Here is a 16,963-nt window from a genome sequence, read left to right as displayed (position 1 = left end):
ATGCGCAAGAAGATTGGTGAACTCCTCGTCCAGGCGGGCGTGGTCACGGACGAGCAGGTGAAGCAGGCATTGGCCTCCGGACGGCGCGGCCAGGGCCGCAAGCTGGGCGAGGTGCTGGTGTCCATGGGCCTGTGCACCGGCCGGGACATCGCGCGGGCGCTGGCGGCGCAGCACGAGCTGCCCTTCGTGGAGATCCCCGAGTACATCCCGCACGCGGTGTCCTCGCTGGTGTCCATGGACTTCCAGACCGAGCAGCGCGTGCTGCTCTTCGCGCTGGAGCAGGACGGCCGCAGCGAGAAGCTCCACGTGGCGGTGGAGGACCCGGGCAACCTGAACCTGGTGGACCAGCTGCGCTTCCAACTGCGCAAGCAGCTCAAGGTCTTTGTCGCCGCTCCAGACGACCTGGAGCAGGCGCTCGCGCGCGGCCGGGGAGAGCCCCTGGACATCGTGGAGGCAGAACCGATGGACATGGACGAGGACGATTCGCCGGACATCCTGCCGTCGACGCCGGCGCCCGCCGCCGCGCGTCCCTCGTCGGCGCGCCCGCCCGCGCCTCCGCCTCTGGACTGGGACCTGCCCCCGCCGCCGCCCCACGAGTCCTCCGCGGACGGCGCGGAGGTGCTGGAGGACATCCTGGGCTCCAAGCCCCGGCCCGCCGCCAGGCCCCCGCCGCCCCCCGCCGCCGCGAGGCCTCCGCCCCCGCCGCCGCCGCCGCCCTCGGAGGCGGACGCGGATCCCAACAAGCCGCGCGTGCCGGTGGTGCTCTTCGGCGGCGCCGCGCAGGGCGTGAAGCCGTCGGTGGCGCTCACGCCCAAGCCGGACTTCTCCGAGGAGGACCTGGCGGTGCTGGACGACATCGACCGCATCTCTCGCGGCGAGGAGGCCAGCCTGGACACGGAGAAGGTGAAGCCCGCGCGCATGGTCGCGAGCCTCATCCGCCTGCTCATCCGCAAGGGGCTCATCCAGGAGGCGGAGTTCCTGGAGGAGCTGGCCCAGAAGTGACCGGCGTCGCGCCGTCCCCGGACGCCGGGGCCCCGCTCCTGGACGTGCGGGGCCTCACCACCCAGCTGTCGCTCGCGCGCGGCACGGTGCGCGCGGTGGATGGCGTGTCCTTCAACGTCCCTCCGGGCGGCACGCTGGGGGTGGTGGGGGAGAGTGGCTGCGGCAAGAGCCTCACGGCGCTGTCGGTGATGCGGCTCGTGCCCGAGCCCCCCGGCCGCGTGGTGGGCGGCGAGGTGCGCTTCCGGGGAGAGGATCTGCTGGCCCTTCCCGAGCGGGAGATGCGGCGCGTTCGCGGCCGGCACGTGGCCATGGTGTTCCAGGAGCCGATGACGTCGCTCAACCCGGTGTTCACGGTGGGCGAGCAGATTGGCGAGGGCGTCCGGTTGCACCTGGGCGCCACCCGTTCCCAGGCGCGCGAGCGCGCGGTGGAGATGCTCCGACAGGTGGGCATCCCCGCGCCCGGCGAGCGCGTGGACGCGTACCCGCACCAGCTCTCCGGAGGCATGCGCCAGCGCGTGATGATCGCCATGGCGCTCGCGTGCGACCCGGCGCTGCTCATCGCGGACGAGCCGACCACGGCGCTGGACGTCACCATCCAGGCGCAGATCCTCGAGCTGCTCAAGCGGCTCCAGGCCGAACGCCACATGGCGGTGATGCTCATCACCCACGACCTGGGCGTGGTGGCGGGGAGCTGCGACGCGGTGGTGGTGATGTACGCGGGCCGCATCGTGGAGCAGGCCCCGGTGCGGGAGCTGTTCGCCCGCCCCGCGCACCCGTACACCGCGGGCCTGTTGCGCTCCATCCCATCCCTGCACGACGCGGGGGCGGCGGAGGGCGGACGCCAGCGCCTCAAGGCCATCCCCGGCATGGTGCCGTCGCTGGGCGCGCTGCCGTCCGGGTGCGCGTTCCGAGATCGCTGCGACCGGGCCAGCGAGCTGTGCGCCCGCCTCACGCCCGCGCTGGAGTCGAAGCGCGGAGGCCAGTGGGCCGCCTGCCACCACCCGGTGCCCGCGCCATGAGCGAGCCGCTGGTCCAGGTGCGCGACCTGAAGGTGCACTTCCCGGTGCGGGGCGGCTTCCTGGGGCGCACGCGCGGCACGGTGCGCGCGGTGGACGGCGTGTCCTTCGAGGTCGCCCGGGGTGAGACGCTGGGCCTGGTGGGGGAGAGCGGCTGCGGCAAGAGCACCCTGGGGCGCGCGCTCCTGCGCCTCATCGACCCGACGTCCGGCTCCATCCGCGTGGAGGGGCGCGAGCTGACCGGCCTGTCGCAGCGCGAGCTGCGGCCGCTGCGCCGCCGCATGCAGCTGGTCTTCCAGGATCCGTACGCGTCCCTCAACCCGCGCATGACGGTGGGGGACATCCTCGCGGAGCCCTTCGCCATCCACGGGCTCGCGAAGGGCCGGGCACGCGAGGACGAGGTGCTGGCGCTCCTGGACGCCATGGGCCTGCCCCGCGAGGCGCGGCACCGCTACCCGCACGAGTTCTCCGGGGGCCAGCGCCAGCGCATCGGCATTGCACGTGCCATCGCGTTGCGCCCGGAGCTGGTGGTGGCGGACGAGCCCATCAGCGCGCTGGACGTCTCCATCCAGGCGCAGATCGTCAACCTGCTGGTGGACCTGCAGCGCGAGCGCGGCCTCACCTACGTCTTCATCGCGCACGACCTGAAGATCGTGGAGTACGTGTCCACGCGCGTGGCGGTGATGTACCTGGGCCGCATCGTGGAGGTGGCGCCGTCGCGCGCGCTGTACTCCGGGCCGCGCCACCCGTACACGCAGGCCCTGTTGTCCGCGGTGCCGGTGCCGGATCCGGAGCGGCCTCGCGCCCGGCTGTTGCTGCCGGGGGAGCCGCCCTCGCCGCTGTCTCCGCCCGCCGGCTGTGCGTTCCACCCACGCTGTCCCCACGCGATGGAGCGCTGCCGGCGCGAGTCGCCCCCGCTGTACCCGCTGGGGGGAGGCCACGCCGCGGCGTGCTTCCTGGCGGAGGGGGACGCCCGTCCCGCGTGGGAAACCCCCACTGTCTCCGCGTCCGGAGGAGGTGCCGGTGTTCTGGCTCAGCCATCATCACCCGGATGAATACAACCGCACCTATGTGCTCGCGGGCGTGCGCGTGTGCGCGCGATGCCTGGGCACGTACCCGGTGCTCGCCGCCGTCTTCCTGGGGCTGTTCGCGCTGAAGGCGCCGCTCCAGTGGTCGTGGGAGGTCCCGGTGGGACTGGGCCTCACGCTGCCCGCGCTGCTGGACTGGGCGGTGGGGCGGTTCCGGCCCGCGTCGGGTTCCAACGCGGTGCGCACGCTGACGGGCGTCCTATTGGGGGCGGGGCTTGGCCGCTCGCTGCATGTCCACGTGCAGCACCCGCTCCCCGCGGTGCTGTTGGCGCAGGCACTTCTGGTGACAGGGGTGGCGGTCCCTGTCATTCTCGCCACTTACCGGCGGCCACGGCCGGAATAGACCTTTCGCGCACGGCTGTCCGTTACAGGCGGTGGGCGGCGAAGGGGATGGCACCCGTGGCTTCATGGGCACTGGGGGAAGTTTGGCACCCGAAACCTCAGACGAGCATCTGATGCTCGCCTTCCAGGCGGGAGACGCGCGTGCGTTCGAGGCGCTGGTGCGAAAGCACCGCGCGCCGGTGTTCAACTTCATCCTGCGCTTCGTCGGGCACCGGGCGCGGGCGGAGGACGTGCTGCAGGAGACGTGGCTCAAGGTGGTCCGCAGTGCCCGGGAATACGCGCCGAAGGCCCGGTTCACGACCTGGCTGTACACCATCGCGAGGAACCTCTGCGTGGACAGCACGCGCAAAGAGAGCTACCGCCAGGCGACGTCCCTGGAGGCCCCCGCGGCCGGTGCGGACGGGGACGAGGGACGTCCGTTGGGCGAGGGGCTGCCGGACGCCGGTGCCAGTCCGGAGCGCGGCGCGCACAACGCGCGCCTGCGGCCCCTGCTGGAGCGGGCCCTCGCGGGGCTGCCGGAGGAGCAGCGCGAGGTGTTCGTGCTGCGGGAGTACAGCGGCATCCCGTTCAAGGAGATCGCCGAGGTGACGGGCGTGTCCGAAAACACGGTGAAGAGCCGGATGCGTTACGCGCTGGAGGGCTTGCGCCGCCGCCTGGGCGAGCTGGGTGTGGATGGCGACCTGTCGGAGGATGGAAGGACGGTGGCGGGATGAGTGCCCAGAATGCTCACGCGCACGAGGACCGGCTCCTCGACTTCGCCTACGGCGAGCTTCCGGCGACGGAGGCCCAGGCGTTGGAGCAGCACGTCCAGGGCTGTGTGCGCTGTTCCAAGGCGCTGGCGGACATCCGCGGCGTGCGCACCACCATGGCGCAGCTGTCGACCGAACCCGCGCCGGACGCGGGCCTGGAGTCGCTGCTCGCGTACGCCCAGCAGTCCGCGCGCCGCGCCTCCGCGGGGCCGGAGCCGAAGCCCTCGCGCTGGCGCCGCTGGCTCTTGCCCGCGGTGGGCCTGGCCACGGTGAGCACCTTCGGCATCCTGTCGCTGGAGGTCAACGAGGGCCTCCACCTGGAGCCGAACCTGGCGCAGAAGACCGCGAGCCCCGCGAGGGCCCCGGCGGAGGATGAGACCCGCACGCTGGGCAAGCGCGAGCCGAAGTCCGCGCCCGCCTCCGCGCCCGCGCCGATGGGGAGGAGTTACACCCCGCGGAGCGATGACCTGCTGGCGGCGGCTCCGGCCTCCGAGGCGCTGAAAGACGCGCCCGCACGGAATCAGGCGGATGCGCAGCTCAAGGGCAATGCCGCGGGCCGTCCGTCGGATTGGATGAACGCGGGCGGTGGAGGCGCGATGCTGGAGCGCCGACGCGAGGGGCCCGCGCCCACGAAGAAGCTGTCCAAGGCCCAGGACGCGGACGGCGAGTTCGCGGCGCTCGAGCCGGCACAGGCCCCGAAGGAAGAGGCGGCCGGCGCCGTGTATGGCGGGAAGGACGCACGCTCCACCTCGGACTCCGCGTTCGACCAGGCAGGGGGAGGCACGGACAAGGCCCAGGTCGCGAAGCGCGACTCACTGCGGCTGGGCGGTGCGTCCTACGGGCGCGGGCTCGCGTCCGACGATGCCGCCATGGGAGAGGCCGCGTCGCCGCCGCCTCCGGCGCCGGTGGCCTCGGCGCCCATGGCGCAGGCCGCGCCCGCGACGCCTTCCGCCACCGGCGCGGTCAGCGCCTCGAAGCTGGCCCCGGGCCCGGCCCGCGCGGTCGCCGAACCGGTGAAGGAATCGGCACGCGCGGAGGCCGCGAAGCCCAAGCCCATGGAGAAGCAGCCCCCGGCCGGAGCGATGACGTCGCGCGAGCTGGCCCGTCAGGCGCAAGCCGCCGCGAGCCAGGGAGATCGCGTCCGGGAGGCCCAGCTGCTGCGCGCCGCGCTCGCGGCCGGACCCAGTGGCGGTGAGCGGCTGGACCTGCTCTCGCGGCTGTGTGACTCGGAGTCCGCTCAGGGCCAGAGCGACGCCGCCGCGGTCGTCTGCGCCCAGGTCGTCCACGAAGCCCCCGAGTCCGGCGCCGCCCAGATGGCCCAGCGCCGCATGCGCAAGGCCGCGCCCATCATGGCGCCCGCCGCCAGCACGAAGCTGCCCGCCAGCGCCCCGGCGCCCACGGAATAGGGGAGGGGGCCGCCGCGCTTTCTCCGGCGACGGTCCACATGACCGATGCGGCGCTCCCCCGGGCCGTGGATGATGCGACCATGAGGCCGGACGTGGATCATCCCCCCGTGAACACTCCCCGGAAGTCGTCGAAGCGCTCCCCGCGCAGGGCCCGCCGTGGCCAGGCGATGGTGGAGTACTCGATGATCAACTGGGTGTTGATCGTCGCGCTCGTCGTCGGCGCCACGGTGAAGGTCCGCTGGAGCGAGGACAAGCAGACCAACGTCATCGACCTCTTCCTCGAGGCGTACCAGATTTATTACGACTCGTTCTACTTCGTGCTGAACCTGCCGTTCCCCTGAGGGACGGAGGCCATGGATCCGGCCGCGTTTCGCGCCGTCCCCCCGGGGGTGGACAGGCGCCGCGGCCTCCCAGGCGTCCAGGGATTCCGCTTTGTCACGAGAGGTGGTTTTGACACCTGCTCTGGGGCATGGCTAACATCTTCACTCGTTCGCGCCCTGGCATTGCCCCCTCGTCCAAAGCAGTCCTGCCGCCACGACGGCGCCCCACCGTTCTGGAGGACCTTGAACCATGTTGAAGGGTAAGACCCCGCTCGTCGTCGCGCTGGTGCTCGGTTTGCTCGCCGGCATCGTGGCCTACTCGGCCATCAAGAAGAAGGAATCGGATGTGCGTCGCGGGTGGAACCTGGTGCCCGTGGTGGTGGCGGGCCAGGACATGCCCGAGGGGTCGGTCATCACGTACGAGATGATCTCCCAGCGCTCCGTGCCGGAGCAGTTCGTCACCTCGTCGGTGGTGAAGCCGGACTCCGCCAACTACATCGTGAACCAGAAGGTGCTCGTGGCGCTGCAGGCCGGCGACCCCATCCTCTGGAGCCAGTTCGAGACGACGAAGGCCGCCGAGCGCCTGTCGACGAAGGTGCAGAAGAAGGCGCGCGCCATCACCATCGAGGCGAAGCTGACCACGGCCGTGGGCGGGTGGATCCGTCCCAACGACCACGTGGACATCATCGGCACGTTCCGCGATCCGCAGACGGATGAGAGCGTCGCGGTGACGCTGCTGCAGAACATCATCGTGGTCGCCACGGGCAAGATCACCGGCACCACGAACATCAACCTCATCCCGGAGAACCAGCGCGACTACAACAACGTGTCGCTGATGGTGCTGCCGGAAGAGGCGGAGATCCTGGTGCTGGCGGCGGAGCTCGGACAGCTGACCCTGTCGCTGCGCAACGAGGACGACGTGGACCTCATCGAGGAGCGCGGCCGCGCGACCATCAGCACGCTGCTGTCCGGCGAGCGCACCCGCGTGCTGGAGCAGAAGCGCCGGGAGATCATCCAGATCATCAAGGGTGGCGGCAGCGACAAGTCGGCGGCTGGCTCGCCGTAGTCCGCCGCGTGGGGCCGCTTCCCTCACGGGTGAAGCGGCCCCGCCGACCCCTCCCTCTTCCCCCGGGGATTCGCGCCCATGCTCGCAGGTATCGTCCTCCTTCTCGTCACCGGCTCGGTGTTCTTCTTCAGCCTGGTGATCTTCAGCGTCCTGTCGAAGGCGTATGAGCAGTACCAGGAGCGCTACGTCGCCAAGTCGATGAACGACTTGAGCGACATGTTCCTCTTCATCGACGCGCGGCAGATGTTGATCCTCAACATCGCGTGCATGTGCCTCCTGGGCATCCTCAGCTACATCGTCTTCAACCCCATCCTGGCGGTGCTGGCGACCATCTTCGGTTTCTTCCTGCCGATGCTGCTCGTGAAGCACTACCGCACGCGCCGCATCAAGAAGTTCAACGTGCAGTTGGTGGACGCGCTGCAGGCCATGGCCAACGCGTTCAAGGCGGGTCTCACGTTCCCGCAGGCCATCGAGCACGTGGCGCGCGAGGCGATGCCGCCCCTGTCACAGGAGTTCGGCCTCTTCGTGAAGGAAGTGAAGCTGGGCGTTCCCCTGGAAGAGGCGCTCGTCAACATGGGCCGCCGGGTGGGCAGCGATGACCTGGAGCTGGTGGTGGTGTCCACCAACATCGCGCGCCAGCTGGGCGGCAACATGGCGGAGATGTTCGAGACCATCTCCACGGTGATCCGCGAGCGCTTCCGTCTGGAAGGCAAGATCGACGCGCTGACGTCCCAGGGCAAGCTTCAAGGGTGGATCGTCGCGGCCATGCCTGCGGTGCTGGGCCTGGTCCTCAACTACATGCGTCCGGACCTGATGGAGCCGATGATGAACCACATCTTCGGCTACATCCTGGTGACCATCATCGCCATCATGGAGATCATGGGCATCCTCATCATCCGGCGCATCGTCAACATCGACATCTGAATCGAGGCGCACCGTGCAGGATTTCCTGACATTCTTGCTGATGGGCGGCTCGGCACTGCTCACTGCGGGCGCGGTGGCGTTCCTGGGCGTCGGCCTCTACACCAACGTCCTCGAACGCTTCCTCACGGAGGTACGTGACGAGTCCGCGGGTGGCGTGAAGGGCGCGGGCTCCGTCGCCGTCCGCAAGCTGGGCGCGATGAACCGGCGCTTCATGTGGCCGGGCTACGAGTCCAAGACGCGCCGCAAGCTGATCAAGGCGGGCGAGCCGTCGCAGTACAAGCCCGAGGACATCATGGCGCTGCAGGAAGTCAGCGCCTTCTTTGCCCTGCTGGCGGGCCTCTTCGTCGTCAACGGCCTTGGCGGCAACCTGGCCTGGTCGCTGCTGGTGATGCTGCTGGGGCTCTTCTATCCGCTCATCTGGTTGAACGATCAGGTGAAGCGCCGCCACCTGGCCATCAGCCGCGCGCTTCCGTACAACCTGGACCTGCTCACGCTGTCGGTGGAAGCGGGCATGGACTTCACGGGTGCGCTCGCGAAGGTGGTGGAGAAGGGCCGCCAGGGGCCGCTGCGCGAGGAGCTGCAGCTGGTGCTCAAGCAGCTCAAGATGGGCAAGACGCGTGAGGAAGGGCTCAAGAGCATGATTGCTCGCGTGGACCTGCCGTCGTTGACGACCTTCGTCACGGCGCTGATCCAGGCGGACAAGATGGGCACGAGCCTGGGCAAGGTGCTGCGCATCCAGTCCACGCAGATGCGCATCGACCGCACGCAGCGCGCGGAGAAGCTGGCCGGCGAGGCGCCGGTGAAGATGCTCTTCCCGCTCATCGCCTGCATCTTCCCGACGGTGTTCATGGTGCTCTTCGGGCCCATCGTGTTCCAGTTCATGTTCGGGAACGTCGGGGGCTAGTCCTCTGCCCATCCTGCTCACCATCACCCAGGGGCTCCAGGTTGGACGGGAGCTCGCCTTCGAGCAGGCCGAGGTCAAGATCGGCCGGACCTCGGAGAATGACCTGGTGCTGCATGACCATGGTGTCTCCCGGCGGCATGCACGCATCACGGCGCGGGATGGGCGCTACTTCGCCGAGGACGTAGGCAGCGCGAACGGCACGCAGCTCAACGGCCAGCCGCTGGCGGGCGAGAAGCAGCTGCGTGACGGGGATCGCATCACCGTCGGACCGGTGGAGTTCACCTTCGTGTGGATGCCGCCGGACGACGATGACGATGTGACCCGGCCCATCCGCAGGGTGCTCGCGCCGCCGCACGCACGGGTGTCGCCCCAGGGCGTGGAGCAGGCCGCGCTCGCGGAGATCGAAGCGGCGCCCACGAGCTACCAGCAGTCCATGCCCGCGATGGCGCGTCCGGCGTTCGCGCCGAGGCCCGGGATGGCCGTGCCCGCCGCGAAGGGTGGGGCGATGTCGGAAGCTCCGCCCGCCACGCCGAAGCAGCCCGAGGTCCGGGTGCCGCCGCCCAAGCGCCCCTCCGCTCCGGATCTTCCGGCGGTCGGCGCTCCCACTCCGGCTCAACCAGGGGCAGGCGCCGCGACGCCGAACAGGGCACCCACGGGCGCTCCCTCGATGGGGGGGGGAGTTCCGGGAGCTTCGGCGGGTACGTCCACGGCCAATCGGGCACCGACGGGTGGTCCCGTGTTGGGGGCTTCGGGTCCTCCGTCCGCGGGTACGTCCACGGCCAATCGGGCACCGACGGGTGGTCCCGTGTTGGGGGCTTCGGGCTCTGCTGCGGCAGGCGCGTCCGCGGCGGGACGTGCTCCCGCGGGACCTCCGGTGCTGGGGGCTTCGGGCTCTGCTGCGGCAGGTGCGTCCGCGCCAGGACGCATTCCTGGGGGGCCTCCCGTATTGGGGGCTTCCGCGCCGGGAGCGTCGATGTCGGGGGCCACGGTATCGGGACGTGCTCCCGTGGGACCTCCCATGCTGGGGGCTTCCTCGCCGGGAGCGTCGATGTCGGGAGCCACGGTATCGGGACGTGCTCCCGTGGGGCCTCCCGTGTTGGGGGCTTCCGCGCCGGGAGCCTCGATGTCGGGAGCCACGGTATCGGGACGTGCTCCCGTGGGGCCTCCCGTGTTGGGGCCCGGTTCGGGGAAGGCGTCGGCGTCAGGTTTGCCCGCGGTCGATGCGCCCACGTCGAACAAGGCCACCGTTGGGCCTCCGATCCTGGGGGCTTCCTCGCCAAACAGGGGACCGGTTGCGCCTGCTCCGGGGGGAGCCTCCGAGGCCCGGGCCTCGGGGCCTGGATCGCCAGCCGTCGATGGCTCGTCATCGGGAAGGCCCTCCGCACCAGGTCCGCAGCCGGTCGGCGCTTCGACACCGGGGAGGTCCTCCTCGTCGGGAGGCGGGCTGGGCGCGGCCTCGTCGGCGGGCAGGAGTCCGTCGTTGGCGGTTGTTCCAGCCGGGGTCGCCGCGCAGGCCCGTTCCACGGCGCTGGAAGTGTCCGGGGTGGGAGCCTCCGCCGCGCCTGTCCTGCCGAAGCCTCCCGTGCTCGGCGCTGCTGTGTCGGGCCCTCCTCAGCCAGGAGCGTCCCCTCGGCGAAAGGCCATCCCTGGCTTGCCCGAGGTCGGCGCACCCGCGCTCAATCGTCCCGATCTGGGGCGTGGCGCCGCACGCGCGTCCTCGACGGCGACGCTCTCTGAACCTCGTGACGCGGACAGCGCTGCTTCGCCCTCGTCCGCACCGCGAAGGAACGTACCGGCGGCTTCGACTCCGACCCAGGGCCGCACGCCGGAACCCCGGAACGTCGTGGCCGCCGTGCCTCCGCAGCCGGTCGCTCCACCCCAGGCGCCTCCTCCTGCTTCCGCGCCCCGCGGTTGGGAGGCCCCTGTCGCCGGCCTCCTGACTTCTCCCGTGGATCTGTCCCCGGTGGATCCGGACGAACCCGAGGAGCGCACGCTGATGGCGATTCCCACCGTGGAATCGCCGGAGCCCGGCTTCCCGCCACCACCGGAACTGCCCCTCGCGGGATTCGATGAACCCGAGGAACGCACGCTGATGGCGATCCCGGCGACGCCGGACGTCCCATCCCTCGTCGCCGAGCCGTCCCCGCACATCGCCCCGTCCATGCTCCCCGCATCGACGATGGATGAGCCGGAGGAGCGGACCATGCTCGACCTCCGGCCCATCACTCCCGTCAGCCCGCTCGTCGCTCCGCCCGTACGCCACAGCGGGGCCCTGCCCACGAACGGCACCGATGAGCCGGCGACCTTCGTGGGTCAGGACGACGAAGTCCCCTCCGGCCCTCCCGCGGAGGCCGAAGAGCTGGTGACCTTCGTGGGCCAGGATGAGCCTGGGGCCAGGCCTCCCGCGTTGGCTCCCCCGTCGGCCTGGGGTGCGCCCGTTGGGCCCCCTTCGCCAGAGCCGGTGACCTTCGTGGGCCGCGACCAGGGCGGTGTGTCACCGTCGTCCTGGAGCTCGCCCGCCGAGCCCGACTCGCCCGAGCTGGTGACGGCGGTCGGCCGCGACCAGGGCGGTGTGTCACCGTCGTCCTGGGGCTCGCCTGCCGAGCCCGACTCGCCCGAGCTGGTGACCGCGGTCGGCCGCGACCAGGGTGGTGTGCCACCGTCGGCCGCCTGGGGGTCGTCGGTTCCGCCCCCTCCGCCGGATCCGGTGACCTTCGTGCGCCGGCCTCCGGGCGCTTCGCCCGCGGTGCTGGATCCCGGGCTGCTACCGGGCGAGGTCCGCGCGCTGGCGCTCCATCCTCGACCAGAGGCGGATGGCGACACCACGGAGCCCGTCAACGACCTGGAGGCTTCCTCCTCGCAGCCCGTGCCCGCGGGACCCATCACCGTCGTCGCGAAGGTCGCGCCCTCATCCGCCGCCGACAAGGCCCGGCAGCGGCGTCAGCTGGGCCGGTCGTTGCACGGCAAGTTCCTCCTCTTCTGGCAGCGTCAGTCGCTGCCTCGGCGCATCGGCTTCGCGTCGCTCGGGGTGTTGAGCGTGCTGGCGTTGCTGGCCCTCCTGGTCTCCGTGGCCCCCGCGGGCCTCCGGCTCCCGGGCCGTGAGCCGTTCAAGCTGGGGTTGGAGCCGGTGACGGACTCCTTCGGCCTGGGCGATGGCGTGCGTTGGGCCCACGCCGACGACAAGCTCTTCGACTTCCGCTTCGTGTCCCCCACACGCGCGGTGGCCGTGCTGCACTACCAGGCGAGTGACATCTCCCGGGATGAGGTGAACCTCTCCCTCAACGGCGTGTCCCTGGGCTGGGTCCCTCCCGACACGGCCCAGACCGCCGAGCGCGAGCTGGAGCAGGTCCTTCCCCCCAGCCTCCTGCGCCGCAACGCGAACAACCAGCTCCTCTTCGACAACGCCCTGAATCCGCCCGGCCGTGAGCGGTGGCGCATCTGGAACCTCCGGCTGGAGATCATCCCGGTACCCGAGGCGCCGCCGGATCAGCTGGTCGCTTCGGCTCGGGAGTCCGCGCGGGCGGGAGCCCGGTTCTACGAGCTCAAGGATGTGGGCGCGGAGAACCTCTTCAAGGCGTGGCGGGAGTACCGGGCCGCGTGGATCACCCTGGAAGCGCTCGACGAGAAGCCGGACCTGTACGAGGACGTACGGGAGCGGATCTCCCAGATTTCAACGGAGCTGGACCACCGCTGCGGTCAGTTGATGATGCAATTCCAGCGGGCGGTTCAGTTCCGCAGCCGACGCGATGCGGTCGCGACCTTGGAAGACGTACGGAGACGCTTCCCTACCACCGAGCATCGCTGCCACAATCTCGCGCTGGAAAAAGCCTATGAGCATGAGCTTTAGGGCTCGTGCCCCCCTCAGTAGGACGCGGTGAAATCCATGTCGAACGCCCCTCCTCCCGCCCGCCGAAGGCCTACGTCCGGTACGCCCTCCTCCGGGACCGGGCAGCGCGCCCCGGTCCGCCGGTCGACCGCCGGTGCCGCCGCGGCACGCCCCGCGAAGCTCGTGGTCATCGCCGGTCCCAGCGAGGGCGAGGAGTTCGCGCTCTCCGACGCCGAGTACACGGTCGGCCGGTCCACCGACAACCCCATCTGCCTCCAGGATACGTCCGTCTCCCGCAAGCACGTGACGCTGCGCAAGGAGTCCGCTGGCTGGATGGTCAGTGACATGGGGTCGGGCAACGGCACCATCCTCAACGGCGAGCCCATCAGCGAGGAGACGCTGCTGGCCAACGGCGACGTCATCACGCTGGGCGACTCCGAGCTGCGATACGAGGACACCGCCAACAGCACCGCCAAGGTGCAGGCCCCCTCCGGCCCGCGTCCCCGTCCGTCCGCGGCGGGTGGCCGCGGCTCCGGCGCGGTGCCTGCCCGTCCCGCTCCCCGAGGCGAGGGCCGTTCGCGCCCGCAGACCTCGCGCGCGTCCGCGGCCGCGGAGCTGACGCCGGAGGTCCTGCGCAAGCGGATGCGGATCAAGCTCGCCGCCGTGGGCGTGCTGGTGGTGCTCTTCGCAGGCCTGGGCGTCGCGCGCTCGCGCATGCGGCACCAGCAGGAGGAGCAGGGCCGCATCGAGGCCGAGCAGCGCCAGTACCGCGAGCAGCTGGGGGGCCTCTTCCAGGAGGCCAAGAACCTGGTGCGCGAGGGCCAGTGGGCGCAGGCCAAGGCGAAGCTGGAGGAGCTGCACTCACAGGCTCCGGACTACCCTGGCGTGGAGGACTACCTGAAGGCGGCGGAGCGGGAGATCCCCAACCAGGGGCACCTGGCCACCGCGCAGACGGCCCTGGGCAAGGGTGAGCTCGCCAACGCGAAGGCGGCCATCGACAAGGTGAGCAGCGACACCCAGCTCTATGAGCAGGTGAAGACGGCGCGCAAGAACCTGGTGGACGCCGCCGACAAGCGCACCAAGGAAGCCAAGCAGCAGCTGGACATGCGGCAGCTGGAGGCGGTGCAGCGGGCCAAGGCCATCACCGACGACGTGCTCGCGACGTTCCCGGACCACCGCGATGGCAAGCTGATCAACGACGAGGCCGCGCGCGTCATCGCGGACATGACCCGTCCGGATCCCGTCCGCGTGGCCGCCGCTCCCAAGCCGTGGGAGCCCGCGGTGGACCGCTTCCGCGACGGTGACGTCTCTGGCGCGGTGGCCATCCTCAATGCGTGCGCGGCCAAGGCACCCCAGTGCAAGCAGCTCATGGGGCAGGTGACGGAGTTCGGGAACCTCTACAAGAAGCTGGAGGACCTGGACGCCAAGGGCCTGAGCCGGCTGCTGGCGCTGGACAAGGACATCACCGACGGCCGCGGCAGCAAGATGGCGCGCAACGCGGGCACCCGCGCGGCGACCATCTATTACAAGAGCGCCGCGGGCGCGAAGGCCGCCGGCCAGTGGTCTCGCGCGATGGAGTTCGCACGCCGCGCGCTCCAGGCCGACCCGGCCCACACCGGCGCGGCCAACATCGTCAACGACCTCAAGGCCAAGGCGAAGGACCTGTACTTCCAGGCCTACGCCATCAAGGACTCCAGCCCGGAGGACGCGCTGCCCAAGTTCCGCGACGTCGTCGCGATGACGCCGCCCGACGACGAGCTGCACGGCAAGGCCCAGGGCTGGGTCGAGAAGCTGTCGCGATGAAGAAGCGCAAGGGGCTGGAGCCGCCCCCGGCCGACGAGCCGGGGCAGGGCGACCTCTTCGGCACGTCGCTCCTGCCGCCCCTGCGCCCCGCCTCTCCGGCGAAGGCCTCCGCCTCTGGCAGGAAGACGCCCGAGGCCCCTCCGCCCGCGCCGAAGGCGGACCTCGCTCCGGCTCCGCCCTCCGCTCCGCTCCCGCCGCCGCGCCCCGAGCGCACGGTGCTGACGGTGGGAGAGCTCACCCGGCAGATCAAACAGACGGTGGAGTCGCGCTTCCCGCGCGTGCTGGTGCGCGGCGAGGTGTCCAGCTTCCGGGGCGCCAACGCGCGCGGCCACTGGTACTTCACGCTCAAGGACGTGGACGCCTCCATCGACGCGAAGGTGTGGGCGTCCATGGCGGCGCGGATCCGCTTCGCGCTGCGCGACGGCATGGAGGTGCTGGCCGAGGGCAGCGTGGACCTGTACGAGCCGCAGGGCCGCTACAGCCTCATCATCTCCCGGCTGGAGCCGGTGGGTGAGGGCGCGCTGGCGCTCGCGTTCGAACAGCTCAAGCAGCGGCTGGCGGCCGAGGGCCTCATCGGCGACAGGCGCGTGCGGCCTCCGCGTCCGGTGCCGTTCCTGCCCCGGCGCATCGGCGTCGTCACCAGCCGCACCGGCGCGGCGCTCCAGGACTTCCTGCGCGTGCTGCACTCGCGCAACCCCCGGCTGGGCGTGCTGCTCGCGGACGCGCGCGTGCAGGGCGAGGGCTCCGCGGAGGACGTGGCGCGGGCCATCGAGCGGCTCGCGCGCACCGACGTGGACGTCATCGTGGTGACGCGCGGCGGAGGCTCCGTGGAGGACCTCTGGACGTTCAACGAGGAGCGGGTGGCGCGCGCCATCTTCGCCTCGCCCGTGCCGGTGGTGTCCGCCATCGGCCATGAGATTGACTTCACCATCGCGGACTTCGTCGCGGACCTGCGCGCGCCCACGCCCAGCGCGGCGGCGGAGCGGCTGGCGCCGGTGCTGGCGGACCTGGAGCTGACCCTGGCCACGCAGTCCGGGCGCCTGCGCCGCGCCATGGAGCGGCGGGTGCTGGAGCTGCGCGAACGCCAGGGACAGCTGCGCGCGAGGCTCGCGGATCCGCGCCGCGCGGTGAACCAGCAGCGGCTGCACCTGTCGGAACAGGTGGAGGCCATGATGCGCGTGCTGCGCCCCCGGACGCGCGAGCACCGGGAGACGCTGCGGGCCCTCCAGGAGCGGCTGCAGCGCGCGCGGCCCCAGACGCGGCTGTCCGAGCAGCGCGCGCACCTGCTCAAGCTGGCCAGGCGCCTGTCGGAGGCGGCGCGCGCGGGGGTGACCCGGCGGCGGGGCGCGCTGGCGGACGCGCGGCTGGGCCTTCAGCGGGCCTCGCCCACGGCGCGGGTGGCGTCCGAGCGGGCGAGGGTGGCGCTGGCCCGCTCGCGGCTCCTGGAGCTCCAGCGAGGGGCGCTCGCGTCCGCGCAGACGCATTTCGGACGTTTGGGGGGACGGCTGGACGCCCTCAGCCCATTGAAGGTGATGTCGCGCGGCTACGCGGTGACGTTCCGACAGAAGGACGGAGGGGTGGTGCGCTCCGTGGCGGACGTCGCGGTGGGGGACGTGCTGGGCATCAAGCTGGCGGCCCACGGCGCCCAGACGCTGGGCGGGTGTGAAGAAATCGAAGCCACGGTCACTGGCTTGAAAGGGCCGGTGGACTGCTAGCGGGCCACCCTCTACATTCCGCGCCCCGCTCGGGGAGGTGGATGGCCGTGGCGAAGTCGGACAAGAACCCCAAGGTGGAACCCGCTCCCGAGCAGTACGGGGACGTGGTGTCGCGCCTGGAAGAGACGGTGGCGCGGCTGGAGAGCGGCGACCTGTCGCTGGAAGAGTCGCTCAAGGCATTCGAGGAGGGCATCCGCCTCGTGCGCCGGGGCGAGAAGCTCCTGACGGAGGCCGAGCAGCGCATCGAACAGCTGCTCGTGGACGAGGACGGCCAGGAGGTCGTCGCGCCGCTGGCGGTGGCGGCACGGCCTGCTCCCCAGGCTGCTCCCCGGACGGCCGCGCAGGCCCGTCCGCCACCGGAGGACGATGTCCCGTTCTAGGTATCAGGGGAAGGGCGGAGGCCGGGCATGTCGAAACCGAAGATCACCATTGTCGATGACGACCGGGACACGCGCGAGCTGCTCGCCGAGGCCCTAGGGGCCGAGGGGTTCGAGGTGACGTCCGCGGCCAACGGCCTGCGCCTCGTCGCGTCGCTGGAGCTGCACCGGCCGCACGCCATCCTGCTGGACGTGAACATGTCCTGGATCAACGGCTTCGAGCTGTGCCAGGCCGTGAAGCAGAACAAGCAGTTCCGGGACATCCCCATCATCTTCATCAGCGGGCGGGGAGACCCGGAGGACAAGCGGCGCGGCATGGAGGTCGGCGCGGCCGACTACTTCGTGAAGCCGCTGGAGCTGGACACGCTGGTCCACCGCATCCGCGAACTCATCCCCGCCGACGTGGCGAAGGAGCCCTGAAGCCG

General features: G+C 71.1%; 16 protein-coding genes and 1 pseudogene. 16 read left to right on the top strand and 1 reads right to left on the bottom strand.

Features of this window, described 5'->3' with window-relative positions; translation table 11 throughout:
* From GTY96_RS11065 to GTY96_RS37570, 11 genes and pseudogenes are all read left to right on the top strand, one after another.
* Nucleotides 1–1,002, top strand: coding sequence for a GspE/PulE/PilB domain-containing protein (locus GTY96_RS11065; RefSeq protein ID WP_161664670.1), 1,002 nt, complete (start codon nt 1–3; stop codon nt 1,000–1,002).
* Nucleotides 999–2,021, top strand: coding sequence for an ABC transporter ATP-binding protein (locus tag GTY96_RS11060; protein WP_143901131.1), 1,023 nt, complete (start codon nt 999–1,001; stop codon nt 2,019–2,021). The genes GTY96_RS11065 and GTY96_RS11060 overlap by 4 nt, the downstream gene beginning before the upstream one ends.
* Nucleotides 2,018–3,073 carry an ABC transporter ATP-binding protein gene (locus GTY96_RS11055; protein ID WP_201755972.1) on the top strand — a complete coding sequence of 352 codons (1,056 nt, stop codon included), beginning with the start codon at nt 2,018–2,020 and terminating at the stop codon, nt 3,071–3,073. The genes GTY96_RS11060 and GTY96_RS11055 overlap by 4 nt, the downstream gene beginning before the upstream one ends.
* A complete protein-coding gene (locus GTY96_RS11050; protein WP_161664668.1) occupies nt 3,042–3,449 on the top strand; it encodes a DUF2085 domain-containing protein in 408 nt (135 codons plus the stop codon). The genes GTY96_RS11055 and GTY96_RS11050 overlap by 32 nt, the downstream gene beginning before the upstream one ends.
* A gap of 64 nt (nt 3,450–3,513) precedes the next feature.
* The gene (locus GTY96_RS11045) at nt 3,514–4,161 is read left to right on the top strand and encodes an RNA polymerase sigma factor (RefSeq protein WP_143901125.1); all 648 of its coding nucleotides are present in this window, start codon (nt 3,514–3,516) and stop codon (nt 4,159–4,161) included.
* Nucleotides 4,158–5,603 carry an anti-sigma factor family protein gene (locus GTY96_RS11040; RefSeq protein WP_161664667.1) on the top strand — a complete coding sequence of 482 codons (1,446 nt, stop codon included), beginning with the start codon at nt 4,158–4,160 and terminating at the stop codon, nt 5,601–5,603. The genes GTY96_RS11045 and GTY96_RS11040 overlap by 4 nt, the downstream gene beginning before the upstream one ends.
* Before the next feature lie 107 nt (nt 5,604–5,710).
* Nucleotides 5,711–5,944, top strand: a complete 234-nt coding sequence (locus GTY96_RS11035) for a hypothetical protein (RefSeq protein ID WP_143901122.1) — start codon at nt 5,711–5,713, stop codon at nt 5,942–5,944.
* A 229-nt stretch (nt 5,945–6,173) separates the two neighbouring features.
* Complete coding sequence (gene cpaB, locus GTY96_RS11030) at nt 6,174–6,989, top strand: Flp pilus assembly protein CpaB (protein ID WP_143901120.1); 816 nt, start codon at nt 6,174–6,176, stop codon at nt 6,987–6,989.
* Nucleotides 6,990–7,067: 78 nt separating this feature from the next.
* On the top strand, nt 7,068–7,913 hold the full coding sequence (locus tag GTY96_RS11025) for a type II secretion system F family protein (RefSeq protein ID WP_143901118.1): 846 nt from the start codon (nt 7,068–7,070) through the stop codon (nt 7,911–7,913).
* Nucleotides 7,914–7,926: 13 nt separating this feature from the next.
* Entirely contained in the window at nt 7,927–8,817 is an 891-nt protein-coding gene (locus GTY96_RS11020; protein ID WP_143901116.1) for a type II secretion system F family protein, read from the top strand.
* A 4-nt stretch (nt 8,818–8,821) separates the two neighbouring features.
* Nucleotides 8,822–9,094: pseudogene (locus GTY96_RS37570) on the top strand (FHA domain-containing protein); the annotation flags it as partial.
* A gap of 143 nt (nt 9,095–9,237) precedes the next feature.
* Here GTY96_RS37570 and GTY96_RS11010 read toward each other — a convergent pair.
* Entirely contained in the window at nt 9,238–9,381 is a 144-nt protein-coding gene (locus tag GTY96_RS11010) for a hypothetical protein (RefSeq protein ID WP_161664666.1), read from the bottom strand.
* Nucleotides 9,382–10,765: 1,384 nt separating this feature from the next.
* On the opposite strand from GTY96_RS11010, the gene GTY96_RS11005 reads away from it, so the two are divergent.
* The 5 genes from GTY96_RS11005 to GTY96_RS10985 are packed head-to-tail and all read left to right on the top strand — an operon-like array spanning nt 10,766 to nt 16,958.
* Nucleotides 10,766–12,664: a hypothetical protein gene (locus tag GTY96_RS11005; protein ID WP_161664665.1), complete on the top strand. Its 1,899-nt coding sequence runs from the start codon at nt 10,766–10,768 to the stop codon at nt 12,662–12,664.
* Nucleotides 12,665–12,700: 36 nt separating this feature from the next.
* Nucleotides 12,701–14,446, top strand: a complete 1,746-nt coding sequence (locus tag GTY96_RS11000) for an FHA domain-containing protein (protein ID WP_186001880.1) — start codon at nt 12,701–12,703, stop codon at nt 14,444–14,446.
* Entirely contained in the window at nt 14,443–16,161 is a 1,719-nt protein-coding gene (gene xseA, locus GTY96_RS10995) for an exodeoxyribonuclease VII large subunit (RefSeq protein WP_143901110.1), read from the top strand. Before GTY96_RS11000 ends, xseA begins: the two co-directional genes overlap by 4 nt.
* Before the next feature lie 41 nt (nt 16,162–16,202).
* A complete protein-coding gene (gene xseB / locus GTY96_RS10990) occupies nt 16,203–16,541 on the top strand; it encodes an exodeoxyribonuclease VII small subunit (protein ID WP_120528859.1) in 339 nt (112 codons plus the stop codon).
* A 27-nt stretch (nt 16,542–16,568) separates the two neighbouring features.
* The gene (locus GTY96_RS10985) at nt 16,569–16,958 is read left to right on the top strand and encodes a response regulator (protein ID WP_143901108.1); all 390 of its coding nucleotides are present in this window, start codon (nt 16,569–16,571) and stop codon (nt 16,956–16,958) included.
* Nucleotides 16,959–16,963 lie beyond the last annotated feature (5 nt).

Origin of the sequence: Corallococcus silvisoli, from assembly GCF_009909145.1 — a bacterium.
Lineage (GTDB): Bacteria > Myxococcota > Myxococcia > Myxococcales > Myxococcaceae > Corallococcus > Corallococcus silvisoli.
This window is presented reverse-complemented; position numbering and strand designations above follow the sequence as displayed.